This window comes from Paenarthrobacter sp. UW852 (assembly GCF_024608385.1).
Classification (GTDB): domain Bacteria; phylum Actinomycetota; class Actinomycetes; order Actinomycetales; family Micrococcaceae; genus Arthrobacter.
The window spans coordinates 15,738-37,341 of record NZ_JAMSGY010000013.1 but is presented as its reverse complement, the minus strand read 5'-3'; the positions used below and the strand labels follow the sequence as shown (position 1 = coordinate 37,341).

Genomic DNA, 21,604 nt, shown 5'->3' with positions numbered 1-21,604 from the left:
AAGACCCCCGGAGCGGCACATATGCTGGCACCATGACCCTGCAGTTCGATACCCGCCCAGCCGCCTACGCCGTGATCGTCAGGGATGGACGAATCCTGCTTGCTTACTGGAAACAGGACGATAAGGAAGGGTGGACACTTCCCGGCGGGGGACTGGACTTTGCGGAACATCCGGTGGACGGATGCCGGCGGGAAGTCTTTGAAGAGACCGGCTATGAGGCGAAGATCGAACGGATGCTGGGCATCGACGTGGGCCACTGGCAGGACGAAACCCGGCCCGATGGGACCGTGACGGACTTCGAGGCGCTTCGCTTGGTCTATGAAGCCACCGTCGTGGGAGGCGAGCTCACCCATGAGGTGGATGGAAGCACCACGCATGCGGCTTGGATCCCCTTGGAAGACGTCGGGAAGCTGAACAGGGTCGCGCTGGTGGACACAGCCCTGCGCCTGCACCGTGAGCGACCCGAGAACGGGAAGCTCAACTAGCAGGCAGGCCTAGCCAAAAGCGGCGGCTGTTGGCTACGCTGAACTTCGTTGCCGGTTTTCAGTAGCCGGTTCCAGATGCCGAGGAGGTGGATTTTGATGATTGCCGTAATCTTGCGCGCCCCGCACACAGTTGCAGCGCACCGTCATCACCCCACCATTCCTGTCCCGGCATCAGCCTGCCAAAACTAGGGCAGCCGGGCCTCAGCAGAGGTTTCCATTGACTACTTTCGCTTCTTCAAGCAACCCTTCAAACAGTTCTACCCAGCAACTGCGCGGGCCGATCGACTATGGCTATACCGCCAGCACTGCGGAACTCTTCCGCGCAAACACGGCTCCTGATACGCGGGCCACGCCCGGCCGCGTCGTCCGTCTCGACCGGAACCGCGTCCTCGTGGCATCACATGACGGTCTCCTCCACCTGCCCTACCCGGCCCACGGCGTGGTTCCAGCCACGGGGGACTGGGTGTGGCTCGGCCACAACAACGCAGGCGAGCCAGCCGTCGTCGAGGTCCTGCCCCGGCAATCGGCACTGAGCCGCAAGCGCGCCTTCGAGGCTTCCTCCGAGGAGCAGATCCTGGGGTCCAACATCGACATCGTGGCAGTGGTGGTTCCCGTGGACCGTCCGCTGACCCACAACCGCCTGGAACGAACCCTTGTTGCCGCCTGGGACTCCGGCGCCACGCCGTTGGTGGTCATCACCAAAGCGGACCTTGCCTACCTGGCAGATGACGTAGTGGGGGAGGTGATCCTCCAGGCCGCCGGTGTGGAGGTGGTCACCACCTCCGCCGAGCAGGGCGACGGTCTCGATGAACTGATGCGGCACATCCCGGGGGGTGCAACGCTGGTCCTGCTAGGCCCCTCCGGCGCCGGTAAATCAACCCTCATCAATGCACTCGCCGGACGGGAGGTCCAGCAGACCGGAGCCGTCCGGGCCGGAGACGGCAAAGGAAAACACACCACAACGTCCCGGGAGTTGGTGCCATTGGCCGGTGGCGCCGTGCTGATGGACACCCCGGGCGTTCGCGGTTTCGGGCTCTTCGACGCGGATGACGGCATGGACGAGATGTTCGGGGACCTTGACGAGCTCTTCGCACAGTGCCGTTTCGCCGACTGCGCCCACCAGGCAGAGCCAGGGTGCGCCGTTCAGGAGGCGCTCGCCGACGAGTCCCTCGACCCCAGGCGTTGGGCCAGCTACCTGAAACTTCAGCGCGAACTTGCCGCCCTCACCAGGAAACACGACGCAGCGGCACGCCGTGCCTACCAGCGGGAATGGCACCAAAAGGTCATGACTGCGGACAGGGGTCAGCGTGCCGCTGAGCGCCACAGGCACGATCAAGCTGAAGAACGCGCAGCGAAGGGAGGCAAACGGCGCAGACGTTGAACATTGCCGATTCATTACGGAATCCGTGGCGGCGCTGACAATCGTCGGTGCCGCTGGCTACGCTGGGTGAAGATTGCTTTGCAGCCGAGTAATAAGCCTGCATATGATCGTTTGGCTCTACCGATAATGTCCGCCAAAGATAGGTAAGCCCGGGTATGGCTGAAGCCATGATTGAGTTCAAGAGCGTCACTAAGCAATACCAAGGCGGGCAGCCTGCGGTGGACGCTCTGAGTATGTCGATCGACGAAGGTTCGATTACCGTCTTCGTCGGGCCTTCGGGTTGCGGCAAGACCACCTCGCTGCGCATGATCAACCGGATGGTGGAGCCCACCAGCGGAACCATCACGGTGGGCGGCGACGACGTCTCCCGCGTTCCCGCGGCGCAGCTCCGCCGCTCCATGGGGTACGTCATGCAGTCCTCCGGTTTGCTGCCGCACCGCTCAGTGCTGGATAACATCGCCACCGTTCCGCGGCTCAACGGTGTTTCCAAGGCGGCGGCGCGGAAGCGCGCAGCGGAACTGCTCGACGTCGTTGGATTGGCTTCGGTGCTTGGCAAGCGGTACCCGTCCCAGCTCTCGGGTGGTCAGCAGCAGCGCGTCGGGGTGGCCCGGGCGCTCGCTGCTGACCCGCCGGTCCTGCTCATGGACGAACCCTTCAGCGCCGTAGACCCTGTGGTCCGCGACGAACTGCAGCAGGAACTCTTGCGGCTCCAGCGGGAATTGGCCAAAACCATCGTCTTCGTCACGCACGACATCGATGAAGCCACCGTGCTCGGAGACAAAGTCGCTGTGTTCGCTGTCGGCGGCAAGCTCGCCCAGTACGCGGCGCCGGAAGAAATCCTCCGGGCGCCGGCCAACGACTTTGTTGCCTCCTTTGTTGGACGTGACCGCGGTTTCCGCCACCTTGCCTTCAACGCCGCCGACGCCGTGACGTTGCACCCCGTGACCATGGTCAGTCCCTCCGATGGCCCCGATGCGGGCCGCCGGTCGGGGGAATGGGCTTTGGTGGTGGACGCAGAATCGCGGCCACTTGGTTGGTCTTCTCCGCGCGACGGAGCAGGCCTGGTTCCGGGCGGTTCGCTGTTCCGCAAGGGCGATACCCTGCGCCGCGCGCTCGATGCTGCATTGTCGTCGCCGTCGGGCCTTGGCGTCGCAGTGGACGACGACGGCCGGGTGGCCGGAGTCCTGAAGGGGCCGGAAGTCCTTGCCCTGATCGAGGAAGTCCGGCACCACAGGGAGGACGCCACCTGATGGAGTGGTTCCTCGCCAACAGCGGCATGGTCCTGGGACTGGCCGGGCAGCATCTGGTGCTCGCCATTGTTCCGATGGTCCTTGGCCTGCTGATTTCGATTCCCTTGGCCCAGCTGGCCCGGCGCAATTCTGCCCTACGGTCGGTGGTAGCGACCGCGACGTCGCTGCTCTACACGATTCCGTCCTTGGCCCTCTTCATCATTCTTCCCACGATCCTTGGCACACGGATCCTGGACCCCATTAACGTGGTGGTTGCGCTGACCATCTATGCAGTTGCCCTTCTGGTGCGAGCCGCCATGGATGCCTTCGACTCCGTTGACGATGACCTCCGCAACGCAGCCGTGGCCATGGGCTTCAAACCGCTGCCCAGGTTCTTCCAGGTGGACCTTCCGCTGTCCCTGCCCGTGATGTTCGCGGGCCTTCGCGTGGTTTCGGTCAGCAATATTTCGTTGGTCAGCGTCGCAGCGCTCCTTGGTGTGGGGAATCTTGGAGTCCTGTTCACAGACGGCCTCCAGCGCACCTTCGTCACCGAAGTGGTGGTGGGTATTATCGCCATCCTGGTGCTTGCGCTGATCATGGACGCCATCCTGGTTATCCTCGAGCGGTTGCTGACCCCGTGGACCCGGGCAGTTGGCGGGAAGTCCCAACGCCAGGACGCCAACGCGCTGCTGACTGAGCCAAAGTCCGGACCCGCCGTTCCGCACCCGGGCATGCGCGCGGACCCGGAGGTGTCCTCGTGAACATCTTCGCGGAGACCATCGCGTGGTTGATCGATCCCATACACTGGAGGGGAAGCGGCGGGATCCCAACCCGAACCTTCGAACACCTCCAATACAGTGCTTTGGTGCTCCTCATTGCCGCAGTCATCGCCGTGCCCATCGGGCTGTTCATCGGCCACACCGGCCGTGGGCGGGTAGTTGCCGTAGCGGTGGCCGGTGCGCTGCGTGCCCTGCCGACGCTCGGTTTGCTGGTCCTGTTCGCCCTGCTCGCCGGAAGTGGTTTGATGCCCCCGGTCTGGGCCCTGGTGATCCTGACGGTCCCCCCGCTTCTCGCAGGGACCTATGCCGGGATCTCCAGTGTCGACGCCGTGGTGGTGGACGCCGCCCGGGCCATGGGAATGACGGAACTCCAGATCCTCTTCCGGGTGGAACTTCCCAACGGCTTGCAAGTCATGTTCGGTGGCATCCGTACCGCGGTCCTGCAGGTCATAGCCACAGTCTCGGTGGTGGCCTACCTGCCCTTGGGTGGACTGGGACGCTACCTGTTCGACGGGCTCGTCCTCCAGGATTTCCCGCGCATGCTTGGCGGTTCCCTGCTCATCGCCGGGCTCGCCATCGCCGTGGATTTGATTCTTGCCGGCGTACAGAGGCTTGTCCTCTCGCCCGGCCTGACCCTCGATTCAAGCGGCCGCCAGAAGGCGACCGACGATCTCACAGCCACAGCTCCCGCCGAGGCTGCCGTTCAAGGAGGTACACCATGAAAAACCCCGTCCCCATGACCCTTACGCGCCGTGGTCTCGGCGGCCTCGCAGCCGGCCTGGGTGTAGCCCTCGCGTTGAGCGCCTGTGGCGGCAGTCCGCTGGCCTCTCCATCCACCTCGGCCCCCAGTGGCTCGGCCGCCGGCGGCTCGCTGGTGGTCGGCTCCGCCGACTTCCCGGAAAGCCAGGTCATCGCCGAGATCTATGTGGGTGCCCTGAATGCCGCCGGCCTGACGGCAACGTCCAAGCCGAACATTGGATCGCGCGAGATCTACTTCAAGGCCGTCCAGGATGGCTCCGTAGACCTGGTCCCGGACTACTCGGGCAACCTGCTGTCCTACGTTGATACCGAGGCCTCCGAAGTCTCAGCTGAGGACGTCTATAAGGCACTTTCGGGCAAGCTCCCTGACGGCCTGGCCGTCGCGGAAGCCTCCAAGGCCGAGGACAAGGACGCCATGGTGGTTACAAAAGCCACGGCGGAGAAGTACAAGTTGAAGTCCATCGAGGACCTAGCGAAGGTCTGCAAGGACTTCACCATGGCTGCTCCGGCCACGTTCGAGACCCGTTCCTACGGCTTCCCGGGGCTGAAGAAGAACTACAACTGCGAGCTCAAGGGGCTGCAGCCGTTCAACGACGGGGGTGGCAACCTGACGCTGCAGGCATTGTTGGAGGACAAGGTCCAGGTGGCTGACATCTACACCACCACCCCGTCCATCGTTGACAACGACCTCGTGGTCCTTGAGGATCCCAAGAACAACTTCAAGGCCCAGCAGGTCCTGCCGCTGTACAACAAGGCGAAGATGACCGATAAGGCCAAGGAAGCGCTCAACAACGTTTCCAAGACCCTGACCACGGACGACCTGATCAACCTCAACCGTGCAGTCAGTGGCGACCAGAAGCAGAGCCCCAAGGATGCTGCAGCCGCTTGGCTGAAGGACAAGGGCATCGTCAAGTAACACCTGACGAAACCGCGTACGACGGCGGTGACGGACCCGCGCGGGCCCGTCACCGCCGTCGTCGTTTGTGTGAGTCAAGTCTCAGCGGAAGTCCATCACCCGTGTGGCATATTTGAGGAATGGCGAATTTCAAGCAGTCCACCAAGCTTCATAATGTCCTCTACGACATCCGTGGACCGATTCTTCAGGCCGCCCAGCAGATGGAGGCGGAGGGTCACCGGATCCTCAAACTGAACATCGGAAACCCGGCTCCTTTCGGCTTTGAAGCGCCTGACGCCATTTTGGTGGACATGATCCGCCACTTGCCAAACGCCCAGGGCTACAGCGATTCACGGGGCATTTTCTCGGCCCGGACCGCAGTCTCGCAGTACTACCAGACCCGCGGAATCCAGAACATCCACGTCGACGATATCTACCTGGGCAACGGGGTCAGCGAACTGATCACGATGTCCCTCATGGCCCTCCTCGAAGACGGCGACGAGGTCCTGATTCCCACTCCGGACTACCCACTGTGGACGGCATCGGTTGCTTTGGCCGGCGGCCGCCCCGTTCACTACCTCTGCGACGAAGACTCCGGTTGGCAGCCCGACCTCGAGGACCTCGAAGCCAAGATCACGCCCCGGACCAAGGGCATCGTGGTCATCAACCCCAACAACCCCACCGGCGCCGTCTACCCCGAGGAAACCCTCAAAAAAATTGTTGCCTTGGCCGAGAAGCACGGGCTGGTTCTTTTCTCGGATGAGATCTACGAAAAGATCCTTTATGAGGACGCAGTCCACGTCAATCTCGCCGGACTAACCGGAGACGACGTCCTCTGCCTGACGTTCAGCGGGCTGTCCAAGGCCTACCGGGTCTGTGGGTACCGTGCAGGCTGGATGGCTATTTCGGGGCCCAAGAAAGACGCTGCCGACTACCTTGAAGGCATCAACCTGTTGGCCAACATGCGCCTGTGCGCCAACGTTCCGGCACAGCACGCCATTCAGACGGCTCTTGGCGGCTACCAGAGCATCAACGACCTCATCCTGCCCGGAGGCCGCCTGCTGGAACAACGCAACAAGGCCTACGATCTCCTCAATGCCATTCCCGGGGTCAGCACGCAGCAGGCCAGGGGAGCGCTCTACCTCTTCCCCAAACTGGACCCGGAGGTCTACCACATCAGGGACGACGAGAAATTTGTCCTGGACCTCCTGAAGGAACAGAAAATCCTGGTCTCCCACGGGCGAGCCTTCAACTGGGTACGCCCGGACCACTTCCGGATGGTCACGCTGCCCAACGTCAAAGACATCGAAGAAGCGATTGGCCGCATGGCGGACTTCCTGTCGAGGTACCCGGGCAACTAGCCTGAGGTCCATGGCCGCGCCACGGGGGCGCGGCCCGGCAGAAAGGCACGCCTGATGGCTGAAGTTGAGTTCGCCAAGAGTCCGGCCAGCGTATTAAAGGTCGGGTCAGGGTTTTCGCTGGCGGAGGTGGATCCGGAATCCACCCCGGGCTACGACGGTGCGAAATCCGACGGAAAGTCGCTGCTCTCTGCCCAGGATTCACGGTTGGCGGACTTACAGGAAAGACTGTTCGCCGAGGGCAAGTTCGGCAATACCAAGCGGCTTCTGCTGATTCTGCAGGCCATGGACACTGCAGGTAAGGGCGGCATTGTCAGCCACGTCGTGGGCGCCATGGATCCGCAAGGTGTGCAACTGGCAGCTTTCAAGGCACCCACGGACGAAGAGAAGGCCCACGACTTCCTCTGGCGGATCGAGAAGCACGTTCCCGATGCCGGCATGGTGGGAGTTTTTGACCGTTCACACTACGAGGACGTCCTGATCCACCGCGTCCACGCGTGGGCGGACCCTGCTGAGCTGGAGCGCAGGTACACGGCCATCAACGCCTTCGAGGCAGGCCTGGCGGAGCAGGGCACCACGATCGTCAAGGTCATGCTCAACATCAGCAAACAGGAACAGAAGAAGCGTCTCATTGCCCGGCTGGACGATCCCAGCAAGCACTGGAAATACAGCCACGGCGACCTGACGGAACGTGCCTACTGGAACGACTATATGGACGCGTACAGCGTGGCGTTCCAGAAGACCTCGACTGACATTGCCCCCTGGCACGTCGTACCAGCCAACAAGAAGTGGTATGCCCGCATCGCGGTTCAGCAATTGCTGTTGGATGCGCTCGAAGGGATGCATTTGGACTGGCCCAAAGCCGACTTCGATGTCGCCGCTGAACGGAAGCTCGTCGAGGCATCCTGAGCCCCTGCCGGACCGTTAGTCGGTAGTGGTGGAAGCCCCGGCGTCGTTGCTTGCATCGCGTGCCGAGGCCAAGCGCTTGCGGGCGCCCTCAAGCCAATCCTCGCAGCGCTTGGCCAGCGCCTCGCCACGCTCCCAGAGCGCCAGTGATTCCTCGAGGCTGGCTCCGCCGGCTTCGAGTCGGCCAACAACGGCCACGAGCTGTTCCCGGGCTTCCTCGTAGCTCAAGGCGTCCAGGGAATCAGGTGCCGACGCCGCTGAGTTGTTCTCGGTCATGATGTCCTTTGATTGTGATGCTGACAATGTTGGCTGTGGAATCAATGTTCCAGGATCTGTCCTTGGCCCTCGGAGACAGCCCGGAACCGACCCTCCGCTACACGTATCGCCAATTCCGCGCCTTTGGGAGCCTCCTCGGGGCTACTGACCACCTGATGCCCGGCTTGGTCGTCGCCGACGAGTTGGACAACTGCATAGCCGCGGTCCAGGGTCTTCTGGGGCGACAGGGCCCTGACCTGTGCCCGCAGGTGGTGCACCTGGTCCAAGGCGCGCACAACGGCTGTGCTGACCGCCGCATGTGAGCGCCGTTGCAGGCGGTGAATATCCTCGGCCCGGGCATCGACCATGGACGCGGGGGATGCCAAGACCGGACGGGATCTCAAGGAGTGGAGCCGGTCAGTTTCCCTATCCACCGTCCGGCCAATGCTGCGGCGGAGGTGGTCCCGGGCCTGGCGCACCATGGCCAGTTCCTCGGCGACATCCGGGACGATCCGCTTTGCAGCATCGGTGGGAGTGGAAGCGCGGAGGTCGGCGACGTCGTCCAGGATGGGCCGGTCTGCTTCGTGGCCAATAGCACTGACAACAGGGGTGGTTGCTGCAGAGACAGCACGAATCAGGTCCTCGTTGCTGAAGGGGAGCAGATCCTCCAGTGCGCCGCCACCACGGGCCAGGACAATGACGTCCACATGTGGATCTGCGTCCAGCTTCTTCAGGGCAGCAATGATCTGGGAGACCGCCGTGTTGCCTTGCACGGCTACCTCTCGAACATCGAATTCCACAGCTGGCCAGCGCAGGGCCGCGTTACGCAACACGTCCTTCTTGGCGTCCGAGTCACGGCCCGTGATCAGACCTATGCGGTGGGGGAGGAGGGGCAGCTTCCGTTTGCGCGAATCAGCGAACAGTCCTTCGGCGGCCAAAGCCTGGCGGAGCCGCTCGATCCGCGCCAGCAGGTCGCCGAGGCCAACGGGACGGATGTCTTTGACCGACATGTTCAGGCGTCCGGTCTTCACCCAGAAATCCGCCTTGACCAAGGCAACTACCCGCGACCCGCGCTCCAGCGGTACTTTCTGCCGGTCCAGGACCGTGGACCACACCGAAGCAGGCAGCGAAATCTCGGCGTCGACATCACGCAGTGTCAGGAAGGCATTGCCACCCCGGCGGTTCAGCTCGATGACCTGGCCCTCGATCCAGGCTGCGGGAGCCCTCTCAATGTGAGCCTTGAGCTTGCGGGAAAGAAGTTGCAAGGGCCAGGGATTATCCGGACTGGTCTCGGCAGCAGTCCCCGGAAGGGTGGACTCCGGAGTCGCTTCAGCGGACATGGCAGGTCCGTGATTGGCCCGGAAGCCGTGGGTGTACCAGCATGATCACTATCCTCGCTCGGGGTGCGGCAACTTGCTCGGGTGCGCAACTCGCTTAGGTGCGGCAACCTGCTCGGGTGTAGTGCCGGGCCGCGTTCCAACTCTATCCATAGCTTTACCTGGTGGCTCCGACATTTTTCGGATCATGTGGACAGACCTAGGATGGTGGCACTGGCCCCCGACCCCGAGGATGACTTTGCGTACCTTCGTTTCAGCAGTGGGAGTGATCCTCGCCCTGGTGCTCACTGCCGTCGCCGTTCCGGCCGCGTGGGTGGACCAAAACATTGTTCAGGAAGATGGCTTTGCCCGCATCGCCGGTGGATTGGGCAGTGATCCCGATTTCCAGGCGCGTCTGGCGCACGCCGCTGTCGGCTCTTTCGAATCCTCAGTCAACCTCCCAGGGCCCATCAAATCCCTGGCCGCCGGGGTTCTTGAACAGGCGGCGTCCGGGATGCAGTCCTGGAGCGACTATCCGCAGGCTTGGGAAGAGACAGTGAGGAACAGTCACCGGCTTAATTTCCGGGCGGCTGGCCAGCGGGAAGAATCAGGTGCGTCCACGGCCTTGGTCCTGGACATCGGGCCCCTGGTCAGGCTGATCCGTGACCATTTCGCCGACGCTACGCGCGTCCGGCTCGAGGTCCCCTCTGAACGGCTTATTTCGCTGGGCGAACCGTCCCACCGCCAACTGGTGGAAAGGGTCGCAGCCTTTGCTCCGTTATGGTGGGTTGCCGCCCTGGGAGCTCTCGTTTCGGCGTTGCTGGCTTTGCTTGTGGCACGCAGGAGGCCCGTGGTCCTGGCATTCCTGGGGCTGGGCGGCCTGGCCGTGGCGGGGCTCTGGTCGGTTGGATTGAATGTTTCTGAAGGAGCCGTGGGCAACCTCTCCAAGGGCAACGAACTGGCAGGGCTGTTCATGGGGAAGTTTTTCACCGCCGTCCAGTCCGGTTTTGGTCCCTGGATAACGGTGGCTGCCCTGATCTCGGCCGCCTTGTTGGTCATCGGTTTGGTCGCCTGGATTATTTCCGCGAGACGACCATCACCTTATGCCCGGGGATAATGACCTGACCGGTAACATTGTGGGATGACCTCCACAGCAATTTCCATTCCGATGCCCAGCGTGCCCCGGAGACGGCGATCGCCGGAAGAGGTACTGGCAGCGGCACCCGTCACGGGTCCCAAGAAAGTGCTGTTGGCGGCACCCCGCGGTTATTGCGCCGGCGTGGACCGGGCTGTCATTGCGGTCGAAAAGGCCTTGGAGCATTACGGCCCGCCCGTCTACGTCCGCAAGCAGATCGTCCACAACGTCCACGTGGTCAGCTCCTTGGAAGAACAAGGGGCCATCTTCGTCGAGGAAACGGACGAGGTTCCCGAAGGCGCGCTGGTGATCTTCTCCGCGCATGGAGTTTCACCGGCAGTGGTGCAGTCGGCAGAGGACCGCGGCTTGCGCACCATCGACGCGACGTGCCCGCTGGTCACCAAGGTCCACCGTGAGGCCGTGCGCTTTGCCAAGGACGACTACGACATCCTTCTCATCGGCCACGAGGGCCACGAGGAAGTCGAGGGCACCGCCGGCGAGGCCCCCGAGCACATCCAGATCATCAACGGTCCGCACGAGGTGGACAAGGTCACAGTGCGCGATCCGGAGAAGACCATCTGGCTTTCGCAGACCACGCTGAGCGTGGACGAAACCATGGAGACCGTGCGCCTCTTGAAGGACCGCTTCCCTACTCTGCAGGATCCTCCCAGCGACGACATCTGCTACGCCACCACCAACCGTCAGGTGGCCATCAAGAAGATCGCACCGCAGGCTGACCTGGTCATTGTGGTTGGCTCGGCCAACTCTTCGAACTCGGTGCGCCTGGTTGAGGTTGCGCTCGAATACGGGGCCAAGAGCTCCTACCGCGTGGACTTCGCCAACGAGGTGGATGAAGCCTGGTTCGAAGGTGTCGCGACCGTTGGCGTCACCTCCGGCGCGTCTGTCCCGGAAGTTCTCGTCCAGGATGTCCTGCGCCTGCTGGCCGACTACGGCTATGGCGAGGTCCAGGAAGTCGTAACAGCGGAGGAAGATCTCCTCTTCTCGCTCCCCAAGGAGCTGCGGGCTACTTTGAAAAAGGCCGGGGATGTCTCCCGGGCCCTGGGTGGCCGCGGGAACCGGGCTACGTCCTAGCAATAAGCTCTTACTGAACTGGCCCGCAGTGGGCGCCCTTCCTGACGGAAGTGGTCGCCGCTGCGGGCCAGTTCGTTAAGCCGCAGACTCCTGGGGCTCTTCGCTAAGAAGTTCCGGAGCGGCCAAAGCCCGCGGGACAGCTTCCACGGACATGGGGGCCGTGAGGCCAGCATCGTCCATGGTGTTCAGCTTCCGCGCGGTTGGGAGCACACGTGCTTCGAGGGTGCCCACCATGGCGTTGTACCGGTCCACCGATGTCTTGAGGGAGCTTCCCAGCTTGCTGACGTTCTCACCGAGTGTGCCCATGCGCTCGTAGAGCTGCTTGGCGAGCTCGAACAGTTCGTGCGCGCTGTCCGTGAGGACGTCCTGCCGCCAGGTGAAAGCCACTGACTTGAGGACTGCCAACAACGTCCCCGGTGATGCCAGGACGACGTTCCGGGAGAGGGCGTGTTCAAGCAGGCCGGGGTCGGCCTCAAGGGCAGAGGCAAGGATGGACTCGGCCGGGAGGAAGCAGATCACCAGTTCCGGCGAGTTCCCCGGGATGTCCCAGTACTTCTTTCCGGCCAAGGCGTCGATGTGGGCCTTCAGGGCCTTGGCGTGCTGGGCCAAAAGAGTCTTGGAGTCATGGGCGGAGGCTTGCGTTACCGATTCACCGAATGCCCCTTCTCCGTGGAGTTGTTCCTGTGCCGCGAGGTAGGAGGCCAGTGGGACCTTGGCGTCCACCACCAGCTGCTTATCCCCGGGCAACTGGACCACAAGGTCGGGTCGCAATGTGTTCTCGGTGCGGCCCGAGTGGACCTGCTCATGGAAGTCCACGTGCCTGAGCATCCCGGAAGCTTCAACCACACGGCGAAGCTGGACTTCGCCCCACTGCCCGCGTGCGCTGTTGGAACGCAGGGCAGAGGCCAGGGCATGGGTTGACCGAAGTAGTTGTTCATCGGACGAACGGGCGTCCTGCAGCTGTTGGGCGAGCTGTCCGTACTGCTCAACGCGGTCACGTTCGAGCAGCGAAACCTGCTGCTGCACCGCGGTCAGCTTTTCCGCCACGGGCGCCAGGGCGCGCAGGACACTTCCGTCAGAATTCCTTGCTGCGCTCAGCTCGCGGTTCTGTGTAAACAAAAGCCGCCGCTCGGCGTCGGCTGCTGCGAGCTGTGCCGTCACCTCCGAAAGGCGCGACGATACGGCGTCGAAGTCCTCCTCCAAGCCGGCGCCCCGGCGTCGGAAGACGACGTAGCCGGCCGCCAGACCCACGGCCGCGCCGATCAGCAACATGAGCAGTGCCAAAACGAATCCAAATCCATCCATGTGGCAACCCTGTCACAGGGGTACGACAGTTTTAGTGAGGTTGTGGCCGTGGGGGTCGCCACAGCGTCGGGCCGAACAAGCATGGACAAGGTATCAACGGGTAGAATCAATGCTCGTGGCTCTTACTATTGGCATCGTCGGACTGCCCAACGTCGGCAAATCAACCCTTTTCAACGCACTGACCCGAAACCAGGTGCTCGCCGCGAACTATCCGTTCGCGACCATCGAGCCGAACGTGGGTGTAGTCAACCTGCCGGATCCGCGCCTCGCGAAGCTGGCCGAGATCTTCGGCTCGCAGAAGCTGCTGCCTGCGCCGGTATCCTTCGTGGACATCGCGGGCATTGTGAAGGGCGCCTCCGAAGGCGAAGGCCTGGGCAACAAGTTCCTTGCCAACATCCGCGAGGCCGAAGCCATTGCGCAGGTAGTCCGTGTGTTTGATGACCCGGATGTCATCCACGTCGACGGCAAGGTTGATCCGCGCTCCGATATGGAGACAATCAACACTGAACTGATCCTGGCCGACCTCCAGACCATCGAAAATGCGATCCCGCGCATCGAAAAAGAAGTCAAGATCAAGAAGCGCGAAGCTGCCGAACTGGCCGCCATCAAGGCTGCCCAGGCTGTGCTGGAGCGCGGCGACACGATTTTCTCCTCCATCAAGAGCGACAAGCTCGAAATGGGGCACCTCAAGGAACTCGGCCTCCTCACGGCCAAGCCTTTCATCTACGTCTTCAACGCTGACGAAGGCATCCTCGGCGACCCGGCCAAGCAGGAAGAACTTCGGGCCTTGGTGGCTCCGGCCGATGCGGTCTTCCTCGACGCCAAGCTGGAATCCGACCTCGTGGAACTGGACGAGGAAGAAGCCCGCGAAATGCTGGAAATGAACGGTCAGAGCGAGTCCGGCCTGGACCAGTTGGCCCGTGTTGGTTTCCACACGCTCGGCCTGCAGACCTACCTCACTGCTGGTCCGAAGGAAACCCGTGCGTGGACGATCCGTCAGGGTGACACGGCACCCCAGGCAGCCGGCGTCATCCACTCCGACTTCCAGCGTGGCTTCATCAAGGCCGAAGTTGTCTCCTTCGACGACCTCATCGACGCCGGCTCCATGGCTGAGGCAAAGTCCCGCGGCAAGGTCCGCATTGAAGGCAAAGAATACGTGATGGCCGACGGCGACGTGGTGGAGTTCCGCTTTAACGTCTAGCGAATCAAGGCAAGAAGTAGTTCATAGAATCACCTGGCGTCCAGCTTCAGAAGCACGCCCGACCGTGCCTCTGAAGCTGGACGCTGACGTCTAACGTTTTTTGGGGCGAGAGGAACCGTGGCCGAGGAACGTCCGCAGCAGCCAGAGGCACCGAAGCAGCCGATCAAGCTGCGCAGCCTCGCCCCTGAATTCAGAGCGGCCAGCACGGGATCTACGTGCGGCACCTTGAAGAGGCGGTCCTCGACAAGAGGAACCGCAACATCGCCCTCACCGGCCGCTACGGAGCCGGCAAGTCCAGCGTGCTCGACAACTTTCAGAAGAAGCACGACAAAGACACTATCCGCATCAGTATCAACACCCTTGGCCCGGATGATGACGACGAGGACCTGACCAACCGGATCCAGAAGGAACTGGTCAAACAACTCGTCACCGGCTGACACCAGGGAAGATCCGTCGATCCCGGTTCGCCCGCCCCAAACCCGTGACCAAGTTCAGGGCGTTCCTGCACGCCCTCTTTGTCAGTGTTGTGGGTCTGGGGCTTCTGTGGGTGCTGGGGGTGCGTTCCGGGCCCGGCTGGCCGGACGCCGCAGCGGACATGCCCGGGTACCTCGTACGGGCTGGAATGCTATTCGGCCTTGTTCTGGCGTCGCTGTGGGCGGCACGGTGGATCATCGGCGACCGGATCGTTTCGGAGGTTACGACTGCCGGCACGAAAATCGCCCTGGGCGAAGGCCCGACCACCTACTTTGACAGCTTTCTCGACGAGATCGTTGCCTTCTTTGACACCTTCAAGCCGAAGTTCGTGATCTTCGAAGATCTGGACCGCTTCGAGGATCCGCGGATCTTCGACTCGCTCCGGGAACTGAACACCCTCGTCAATGCTTCCGCGAACCGGCAGGCGGGGAACGAGCCTCTTCGGTTCATCTACGCGATCAAGGACAGCCTGTTCGAGCGGCTCGGAACGGATCCGGAATCCAAAGACGAAAAAGATGCAGAAGAGAAGCTCAAGGACGGCGAGGCCGAAACCAGTGACGGCCAGGGCAGCCCCCTTCTAACGATAAACCCCGGCTCGACATTGCTGCCGAGGCCGTCCGGCGCGCGAACCGGACCAAGTTCTTCGAAATCGTCATTCCCATGGTGCCGTTCATTTCGCATCGCAACGCCCGTGACCTCCTCGCCGAGGAGCTGGTAAAACTCGGTCTTGCCGAGAACGTCGTGTCACGTCCTCTCCTGGACTTGATCGCACGGCACACCACCGACATGCGTCTGATGAAGAACATCTGCAACGAGTTCGTGGTGTTCGCTGAGCATCTGCTGTGGAAGAAGAAGAGCCGTGCGCCGGGCATGACGGCGGACCATCTCTTCGCACTTGTCGCGCACAAAAACTTCCACCTCGCTGACTTCGAGGCAATCTCGCAGCGCACCAGCACCCTCGATAAGCTCGAACAGCTCCATCGCGACGAGGTCAGGACCCTTATCGAAGGTCTGCAGGAGCAGCGGCGCAAGCGGATGAGGACCGAGGAGCAGCGCGATCGGAAAGAAGCCACCGCAGTGGAGTTGGGGGGCAGGCTTCGCGATCTCAAGGACATGTTCCCTTCCCCGAACGGCTATTCATACTCGTCCGTCATGGTCGATGACCAGGGCTACGGGTCTAATGCCGTCGACACAATGGAATTCTGGGAGTGCGTGGCCAAGTCGAAGTCCTTCTCTCTCGTGCAGAACTGCGGGGCTACGGTGACGCCCTCTGCAGGACAGATTGGCCGCGTCTTTCCAGAGGTCATGAGTTCCGCGCAATGGTTGGATCCCGATCCCGCCGAATCGGCCCGCCAGCTTCGTCAATACGACCAGGACATCGCGGGGTTGCGAGGTGCGGACTCCGCCGGACTGGCCAGCTACGAAGGCGTACCGAAGGGGCGAATCAGGTTCGATCAGCGCATCACCGAGGTACTTGAGTCAGAGCTGGCGCGCGATCTCGTGCGGCGGGGTTTCATCACGCGCAACTACGCTGAGTACTCCGCGATCTTCTACGGCAAGTACGTCGGCGTCGACGTGGCGTTCTTCTACAACCACAGTGTCCAGCCGAACGAGATGTACCTCGACTACGAGTTCACGTCGGAAAAGGCCATGAGCAACCTGCTTGAGCAGGTGCCGGCGGACTTCATGAGCACCATCAGTGCTCTGAACCTCCAAGTCGCGTCCTACTTGCTCAATGAAAAACCAGAAGACGCGAAGAAACTTGTCGCGTACGTCGTCACGCATGACGGCAAGGACGTCCATGCATTCATGGATGCCTTCCTCAACACACCTGACGCCCCTCGCGAGCTCCTCATCCAACAACTGACAGAGCACCCGTGGCCCGATGTCTTCGAGTACGTCGCGAAGCGCCCTGGCATCCCGGACGAAGAGACGCGGCTGAAGCTGTTCGACACGGCGCTCCTGAACGCGCTGAGTATCGACGTCTATGAGATCGGCAATTCCTCGAGGGCGCTGCTCGAGTCTTCCTATCAGCGTCTCACCGCCCTCAGTCAGAGTCAGACTGCAGCACAGACTGAGCGGGTCTTCGAAATCCTCGAGGCGGTGGAGCTGGTGGTCACGGACCTTAGTGGCCTGAGCACGCCGCTCCGGGACCGTATCGTGGCAGCGCACAGGTACAAGCTCAGCTCACCAAACCTGCAGATGGCACTCGGGATCGACGTAGACCCGACGCTCGACGAAGTGCGCCAAAAGCAAAGCGTGTGGGAGTTCTGCAATAAGCGCATCGGGGACTACATCGCTTCAATGGATGCCATCGGGCCGATCGTGCTCACGGAGTCCGTGCTGGTCGATGTCATCAACGAGCAGCACGAGTCATGGACCGAGGACCAGCTGCGCGAAGTGATTGAGCAGAGCTCCGCTCTCGCCACGATCCAAAAGATCGAGGCTGTCCCGCAGCTGACCTGGCCTTTGATCGTGGATGCGGGCCTCCTGGCTCCGACGGTCACCAACGTCTGGGCTTACGTGCAGGCTCACGGGTTGACGAGCAGCTGCCTGGACTTCTGACCACGGGGGGGTCGATACGGTCGAACTGCGGGACGTCGAGAAGGTTCCAGACGAGGACCGTGACGTCCTCGCGGTCCGCGTGCTGAATGCTTCGACGCATCTGACGGCGCAGGCCAGGGTACAGCTCGTCAAGCAGCTGAATCTTGAGTCCGCGGTTGAGCCCGCCGAGATTACTCCGAATCCCGACCAGCGTCGAGGAGCCGGTCGTGGAGCAGCCGCTCAGCACCCGTGACGCGATGATGGAGAGGCTCAAAGGTGTCAGTGAGCGTGGTGAGCGTCTGGGTGAGTCGTCGATTCCCCACGGCATCGGTCCGACGTTCCTGGAGAGCCAGGGACCTGGACTGCACCCCGAGGTACGTGCGCAGCTTCAGGCGCGTGAGCTCAAGAAAGACCAGATACGAATCCTATATACCCAGATCCACGAGATTCGCGAAAAGCGAGTTGAGCTTGGTCAGCCGGCGAACGAATCGCAGTGGAAGCTCTGGGGTGAAGTCGAGACCGAGCGGATCCGTGAGGATACGAGAGTCAGCCGCAGGGCGCGCCTGCAGAGCGAACTTGCCGACGGCTTCTACGAGCCGAACACGGCTGCCAACACTGCCGAGGTCGGTAGACAGCAGAAGGCTCTATCGGATGTTACTGCCCAGACCGAGCAGAGGAAGGAAGCGTACTTGGCGAGGCTTTATGCAAAGAATCCTGAGCTGAAGCCGGATTCGCTGCGCAGTCGGTTGAGGTGCCGAGCGCTAGGGCCAGCTTCAGCTCCCTGGACGAACAATCTGCGGTACGGCATGGATAGCATCTGTTGCCGATTCAACAATGGCGATTTCCTCATTCGCCGTCGTAATCATGACCCCGCGGACGGGCAGGCTATTTACTACCGTCCGGATCAGCAACGCAACGGCTATTGCCAGCGACAGTTGTGCCGAGATCGCCGGTATACACCTGAAGAACCAATCCATCCGGTCCGAAGCCGTTGGTTATGATGAGCTTGTTCGTGGCCGTCGACTGATCAAAGACCTTCACGTCGTACCCGCGGGACTTATAGAACGCCTCGACCTTTTGCCTTAGCATCTCGCGCTCGGTGTCGCCAAGGGGCCCTCTGGTCCTGGATCCGCCGAATTCTTTGCCGCTTCCGGTTCTCTGGAAGTTGCAGTAGCCACCTGCCGGAACATCCTTATTGGTCCAATCACCCGGCGCCATCGCTTGGATCTCATCGAGTAGTCCGAAGAACTCCGTGCTGGCTGCTTCTGGCGTCATTGTCGTTCCTTCTCCGCTGCTGGGAAGATCGCTTGTTGAATTCGATTGCGAAGATGAGGGAGTTGCCGTTCCATCATTGCCCGGTGTTGTGGAGAAGCATCCGGACGCGAGCAGAAGGACCGAGCAGGCCGTGAAAACGGTTGCCGTCATTCTTCGTCTGTTCAGCAATTCTGGTTCCTTCATTTGTTATGCACCACGGGTTTTCCTGAGTTCGTCAGCCTATCTGTCAGGCCCAGTGAGGCGTTGGCTTGGTTGATGCTGGACTCGGTACCTACGGAAGCGTATCCAAGTTTGCCTTCTGCCTGGAGCCAGCCGTGGTTCTCGGTTGGTAATGCTGACACTTCGTTTTCGGCAGTCCCGGTGCCATCGGCTCCGAGCTGCGTTGCACCATAACCGGGTATGGGCACTGTGAACGACGGGCCACCCTGAGGAGCCTGGAACGTCTGCGTGTGGAAGCCTTGAATACGTTCTCTGCCTACGTTTCCAATTTCGGAGACATTGTCGACGGTGAACTTGGTCTGGTAGACATCTGCCCCGGGGTTGAGGTGAAAGTCCTTTACGCCTGACACTCCCTGCAGAACGCCAATATCAGCGTTGAGATTGACGCTGTCGACAGCTACGCCCTCCACAGCTGCAGCCTGGGCCGTCAACGTGCCATAGGACAAGCCAGAGATGTTATTTCTGGCAACGTTTCCAAGGCTGTCCTGAACGGCCGCGAGAGCGTTGATGTCTTTCCTCAGGAACGACCCACCTGTCCTGGCATTGGTGTCGTCAAAGACACCTGCAGCTGATGCAGGTTCAAAAGCTAACCATCCCACCACTGCCAGCCGTGGCGGGTTTCCTGCCGGGGTCGAACTCAGCTCGGCAATGCGGTATTGCTCTCCGTATTGGCCGTCGGCGGCCCGGACTAGATCTGGCATGCTCGTGGCCACCGTTGTATCGACACCCGGGGCTGATTGCGTGAATCGCCATGACGGTACGAAGGAGCCGCTTACGCCGGAGCAATTCAAGCAGTTTTTGGAACAAACGAGCCAAGGATCTCCTGGGCTGATCGAGATAGACCCGAGGGTTTTCGACATTTGCATGAGCAACCCGCAGAGCTGAAAAAAGAGCAACTGGTCTTCTGGCCGGCAATGCTCGTGGTTGTCTTCAGGGCACCGACGTGAGGGGCGGGCCGCGGTAGCTGAAACCGCCGGCTCGCCATCGCTCCTGGGACGGAGAAAACGAAGAAGAATTGCACGCATGTTGACCCGCGGAATATGACTTTGTGGTCAGACTGGGCTCATGCGGTAGTTGCGTGATGTCCAAGGCGACAAAATCTCTTGAGCTATTACGATGCAAAGGAGGTAGAGGGTAGGCCGCCGACGCCGAGCTGGAACGTGGCACCCTGGACGGGCCCATCATTCCTGAGCGCTTGGACAAAAGCATCTTCACTATGACCGTCTGTATCTCCGCCCGACAAGGGCTTCAGCCACAGTGCAGACTGGCAGTACTCGGGAGGCCCACAAGCCGCACTACAGGCATTCTCTTTGGCCCCGGCCTCATGGTCGGAGTCAACGGTAACTTGGAACAACTTCGCCCCGCACTCGGCAATACCCTGGGGAGCGGCGCTTTGGGAACTGTGCCGAGGTCGTGGCCACAACCAGGGATTGGATCGCGCTCGACGTAACCAGAACCGTTTCGTCAGCGTCAAGAACTGTCTCGTTCGCTGTCTACGAGCCACTTGGTGCCGTGGGGCTGGTGAGCGTCCTGGACACCAGACTCGGCCAGAACCAACCACAACTCCAAGTCATCACCACCTGACTCCCTTTGCACTAGACGGATTCTGCTCTGTCGCCTTCTCCGCGTGGACACCATGGCCGCGAAGCTCTGATTGTTCTCGCGGAAGTGTGGGATAAGGACGCCGGCGACGGCGGACAAGTTGTAGTCCGATTCGCCCCATGTGCATCGGCACACCATGGTGCGCTGAGGTTCCGCCTCCTGCGTGGCTAAGCAGGGACCCTGGATTCAGAGAAACGGTCTGGGTCTGCACGGCCACACTGCATTACCCTACCAATCAGCCTCGGCGGATGGACTGCTCTGAGGCTGTTTTTTGGAGCGTATTGGGGCTGGGGAATTTGTCTGTGATCGTGTACCTTTCAGGACGAGGATCTGAATACAGTAAGAGGGAGATAACGAGCACCGTGGCAGCTGATTACGACGAGGTACCCTCCGACGTCAAGGAATCCCAGGAAAGCTCTCTGGACGCGCTGAAGTCCGCCAATGCTCCTGACGCAGGCAGTGTTGTGCTGGAACTCGACCAGGCTGACGGGCTGGACCACGAGGGTCCCGGTGGCGGTTCATCGCCGAAGAACTGGTGGTCCAGGTGGTACCGCAGTCCGATGACGAGTTCACGTGCTTCTCGTGTTTCCTGGTCCGGCACCGCTCCCAGATTGCCCGTGAGAAGGACGGTCACGCGTACTGCGTGGAGTGCGAAGGCTGAGTCTGTTCCTGATTTATAAGGGTCTGGCGCTTCGGCGCCAGACCCTTATACTTTCGAAGCGGGTCAGCAGTGCGGCAGGAAGCTCGTGATGTTAGGGCCGGTGTAGACGTAGCGGTCCGAGACGTACTGTGCGCCCCCGGCGCCGGGGTATAGCTTTAGCCAGATGTTGTCCCCGTCAACCCAGGTGCCCGTTGTCCAGCAGTCGAACTCATAGACCCGGCCGCTGCTCAGCATGGAACCAGTGAGGGCATAGCCGGTGCCGGGTCCTCGTCTGATGTTGAGGTTGTTGTTCGTGTAGACCTGCGCGCATTTCGAGCCGCCGTCGCTGTAGTAGAGCTGGCCGCCCCATCCATTGTGAGGAAACTGTCGACAGTATTGGATGTTGCTGGACAGCTTCGTGCCGGCGGCATTGGCAGGGGCTGCCATCATCGTCACGGACAGGGTGGCACCGACGATGGAGACAGCAGTGAGTGCCCTGAAACGCCTTCTTCGTGCCTTGTCATTTTGCGCTTGAGCAATCGCTGATTTGCTGCCGGGAACGGTGGAATCTTCTGAGTGGCTGGAAAACAGCCTGAACTTCTTCATCAATTGACCTTTCGCGCCGTAAGGCTCGGTGTCCGAATGACCCCAAGCGACTGCAGCGAATTCAGAAATAGCTGCTACTTGATGTGTGAGGCGCATAACGTGAACGTGACGCTTGATTGACTGCGAATTTCCCCGTCTTCACCGACCG

The 21,604-nt window shown here is 61.4% G+C and carries 18 protein-coding genes and 2 pseudogenes; 15 read left to right on the top strand and 5 right to left on the bottom strand.

Features of this window, described 5'->3' with window-relative positions; genetic code table 11:
- Positions 1–32 precede the first annotated feature (32 nt).
- From NEK97_RS18520 to NEK97_RS18485, 8 genes are all read left to right on the top strand, one after another.
- The gene (locus tag NEK97_RS18520) at positions 33–485 is read left to right on the top strand and encodes an NUDIX hydrolase (RefSeq protein ID WP_257371198.1); all 453 of its coding nucleotides are present in this window, start codon (positions 33–35) and stop codon (positions 483–485) included.
- Positions 486–702: 217 nt separating this feature from the next.
- The gene (gene rsgA, locus NEK97_RS18515) at positions 703–1,866 is read left to right on the top strand and encodes a ribosome small subunit-dependent GTPase A (RefSeq protein ID WP_257371197.1); all 1,164 of its coding nucleotides are present in this window, start codon (positions 703–705) and stop codon (positions 1,864–1,866) included.
- A 155-nt stretch (positions 1,867–2,021) separates the two neighbouring features.
- Positions 2,022–3,116, top strand: coding sequence for an ABC transporter ATP-binding protein (locus tag NEK97_RS18510; RefSeq protein WP_306673156.1), 1,095 nt, complete (start codon positions 2,022–2,024; stop codon positions 3,114–3,116).
- Positions 3,116–3,856: an ABC transporter permease gene (locus NEK97_RS18505; RefSeq protein ID WP_257371196.1), complete on the top strand. Its 741-nt coding sequence runs from the start codon at positions 3,116–3,118 to the stop codon at positions 3,854–3,856. The genes NEK97_RS18510 and NEK97_RS18505 overlap by 1 nt, the downstream gene beginning before the upstream one ends.
- The gene (locus NEK97_RS18500) at positions 3,853–4,596 is read left to right on the top strand and encodes an ABC transporter permease (RefSeq protein ID WP_257371195.1); all 744 of its coding nucleotides are present in this window, start codon (positions 3,853–3,855) and stop codon (positions 4,594–4,596) included. The genes NEK97_RS18505 and NEK97_RS18500 overlap by 4 nt, the downstream gene beginning before the upstream one ends.
- On the top strand, positions 4,593–5,549 hold the full coding sequence (locus NEK97_RS18495) for an ABC transporter substrate-binding protein (RefSeq protein WP_235516976.1): 957 nt from the start codon (positions 4,593–4,595) through the stop codon (positions 5,547–5,549). Before NEK97_RS18500 ends, NEK97_RS18495 begins: the two co-directional genes overlap by 4 nt.
- Before the next feature lie 119 nt (positions 5,550–5,668).
- Complete coding sequence (locus NEK97_RS18490; RefSeq protein WP_211711254.1) at positions 5,669–6,889, top strand: pyridoxal phosphate-dependent aminotransferase; 1,221 nt, start codon at positions 5,669–5,671, stop codon at positions 6,887–6,889.
- A gap of 54 nt (positions 6,890–6,943) precedes the next feature.
- Positions 6,944–7,795, top strand: a complete 852-nt coding sequence (locus NEK97_RS18485) for a polyphosphate kinase 2 family protein (RefSeq protein ID WP_257371194.1) — start codon at positions 6,944–6,946, stop codon at positions 7,793–7,795.
- 15 nt (positions 7,796–7,810) lie between these two features.
- On the opposite strand, the gene NEK97_RS18480 is transcribed toward NEK97_RS18485, so the two are convergent.
- The gene (locus NEK97_RS18480; protein ID WP_257371193.1) at positions 7,811–8,068 is read right to left on the bottom strand and encodes an exodeoxyribonuclease VII small subunit; all 258 of its coding nucleotides are present in this window, start codon (positions 8,066–8,068) and stop codon (positions 7,811–7,813) included.
- 41 nt (positions 8,069–8,109) lie between these two features.
- Complete coding sequence (gene xseA, locus NEK97_RS18475) at positions 8,110–9,387, bottom strand: exodeoxyribonuclease VII large subunit (RefSeq protein ID WP_257371192.1); 1,278 nt, start codon at positions 9,385–9,387, stop codon at positions 8,110–8,112.
- 229 nt (positions 9,388–9,616) lie between these two features.
- Between xseA and NEK97_RS18470 the strand changes: the two genes are divergently transcribed.
- Together NEK97_RS18470 and NEK97_RS18465 are read left to right on the top strand one after the other, a co-directional pair.
- Positions 9,617–10,480, top strand: a complete 864-nt coding sequence (locus tag NEK97_RS18470; protein WP_257371191.1) for a hypothetical protein — start codon at positions 9,617–9,619, stop codon at positions 10,478–10,480.
- A gap of 24 nt (positions 10,481–10,504) precedes the next feature.
- Positions 10,505–11,590 carry a 4-hydroxy-3-methylbut-2-enyl diphosphate reductase gene (locus tag NEK97_RS18465; protein WP_235516963.1) on the top strand — a complete coding sequence of 362 codons (1,086 nt, stop codon included), beginning with the start codon at positions 10,505–10,507 and terminating at the stop codon, positions 11,588–11,590.
- 75 nt (positions 11,591–11,665) lie between these two features.
- On the opposite strand, the gene NEK97_RS18460 is transcribed toward NEK97_RS18465, so the two are convergent.
- Positions 11,666–12,895, bottom strand: coding sequence for a DNA recombination protein RmuC (locus NEK97_RS18460; protein WP_257371189.1), 1,230 nt, complete (start codon positions 12,893–12,895; stop codon positions 11,666–11,668).
- Between the two features lie 115 nt (positions 12,896–13,010).
- Here NEK97_RS18460 and ychF point away from each other — a divergent pair, with 115 nt between their 5' ends.
- From ychF to NEK97_RS18435, 4 genes and pseudogenes are all read left to right on the top strand, one after another.
- Positions 13,011–14,096, top strand: coding sequence for a redox-regulated ATPase YchF (gene ychF / locus NEK97_RS18455; protein WP_257371188.1), 1,086 nt, complete (start codon positions 13,011–13,013; stop codon positions 14,094–14,096).
- 215 nt (positions 14,097–14,311) lie between these two features.
- Positions 14,312–15,288 (top strand): annotated as a pseudogene (locus NEK97_RS18445) (hypothetical protein).
- The gene (locus NEK97_RS18440) at positions 15,231–17,135 is read left to right on the top strand and encodes a hypothetical protein (protein ID WP_257371185.1); all 1,905 of its coding nucleotides are present in this window, start codon (positions 15,231–15,233) and stop codon (positions 17,133–17,135) included. The pseudogene NEK97_RS18445 and the gene NEK97_RS18440 overlap by 58 nt, the downstream one beginning before the upstream one ends.
- A 206-nt stretch (positions 17,136–17,341) precedes the next feature.
- Positions 17,342–18,115 (top strand): hypothetical protein, encoded by a 774-nt coding sequence (locus tag NEK97_RS18435; protein ID WP_257371184.1) that lies wholly within the window; start codon positions 17,342–17,344, stop codon positions 18,113–18,115.
- Positions 18,116–18,568: 453 nt separating this feature from the next.
- Here NEK97_RS18435 and NEK97_RS18430 read toward each other — a convergent pair whose 3' ends face one another.
- A complete protein-coding gene (locus NEK97_RS18430; RefSeq protein WP_257371267.1) occupies positions 18,569–19,468 on the bottom strand; it encodes an alpha/beta hydrolase in 900 nt (299 codons plus the stop codon).
- Positions 19,469–20,572: 1,104 nt separating this feature from the next.
- On the opposite strand from NEK97_RS18430, the pseudogene NEK97_RS18425 reads away from it, so the two are divergent.
- Positions 20,573–20,871, top strand: a pseudogene (locus NEK97_RS18425) (DUF4193 domain-containing protein).
- Between the two features lie 63 nt (positions 20,872–20,934).
- Here NEK97_RS18425 and NEK97_RS18420 read toward each other — a convergent pair.
- Entirely contained in the window at positions 20,935–21,552 is a 618-nt protein-coding gene (locus NEK97_RS18420) for a hypothetical protein (RefSeq protein WP_257371183.1), read from the bottom strand.
- Positions 21,553–21,604: the final 52 nt, after the last annotated feature.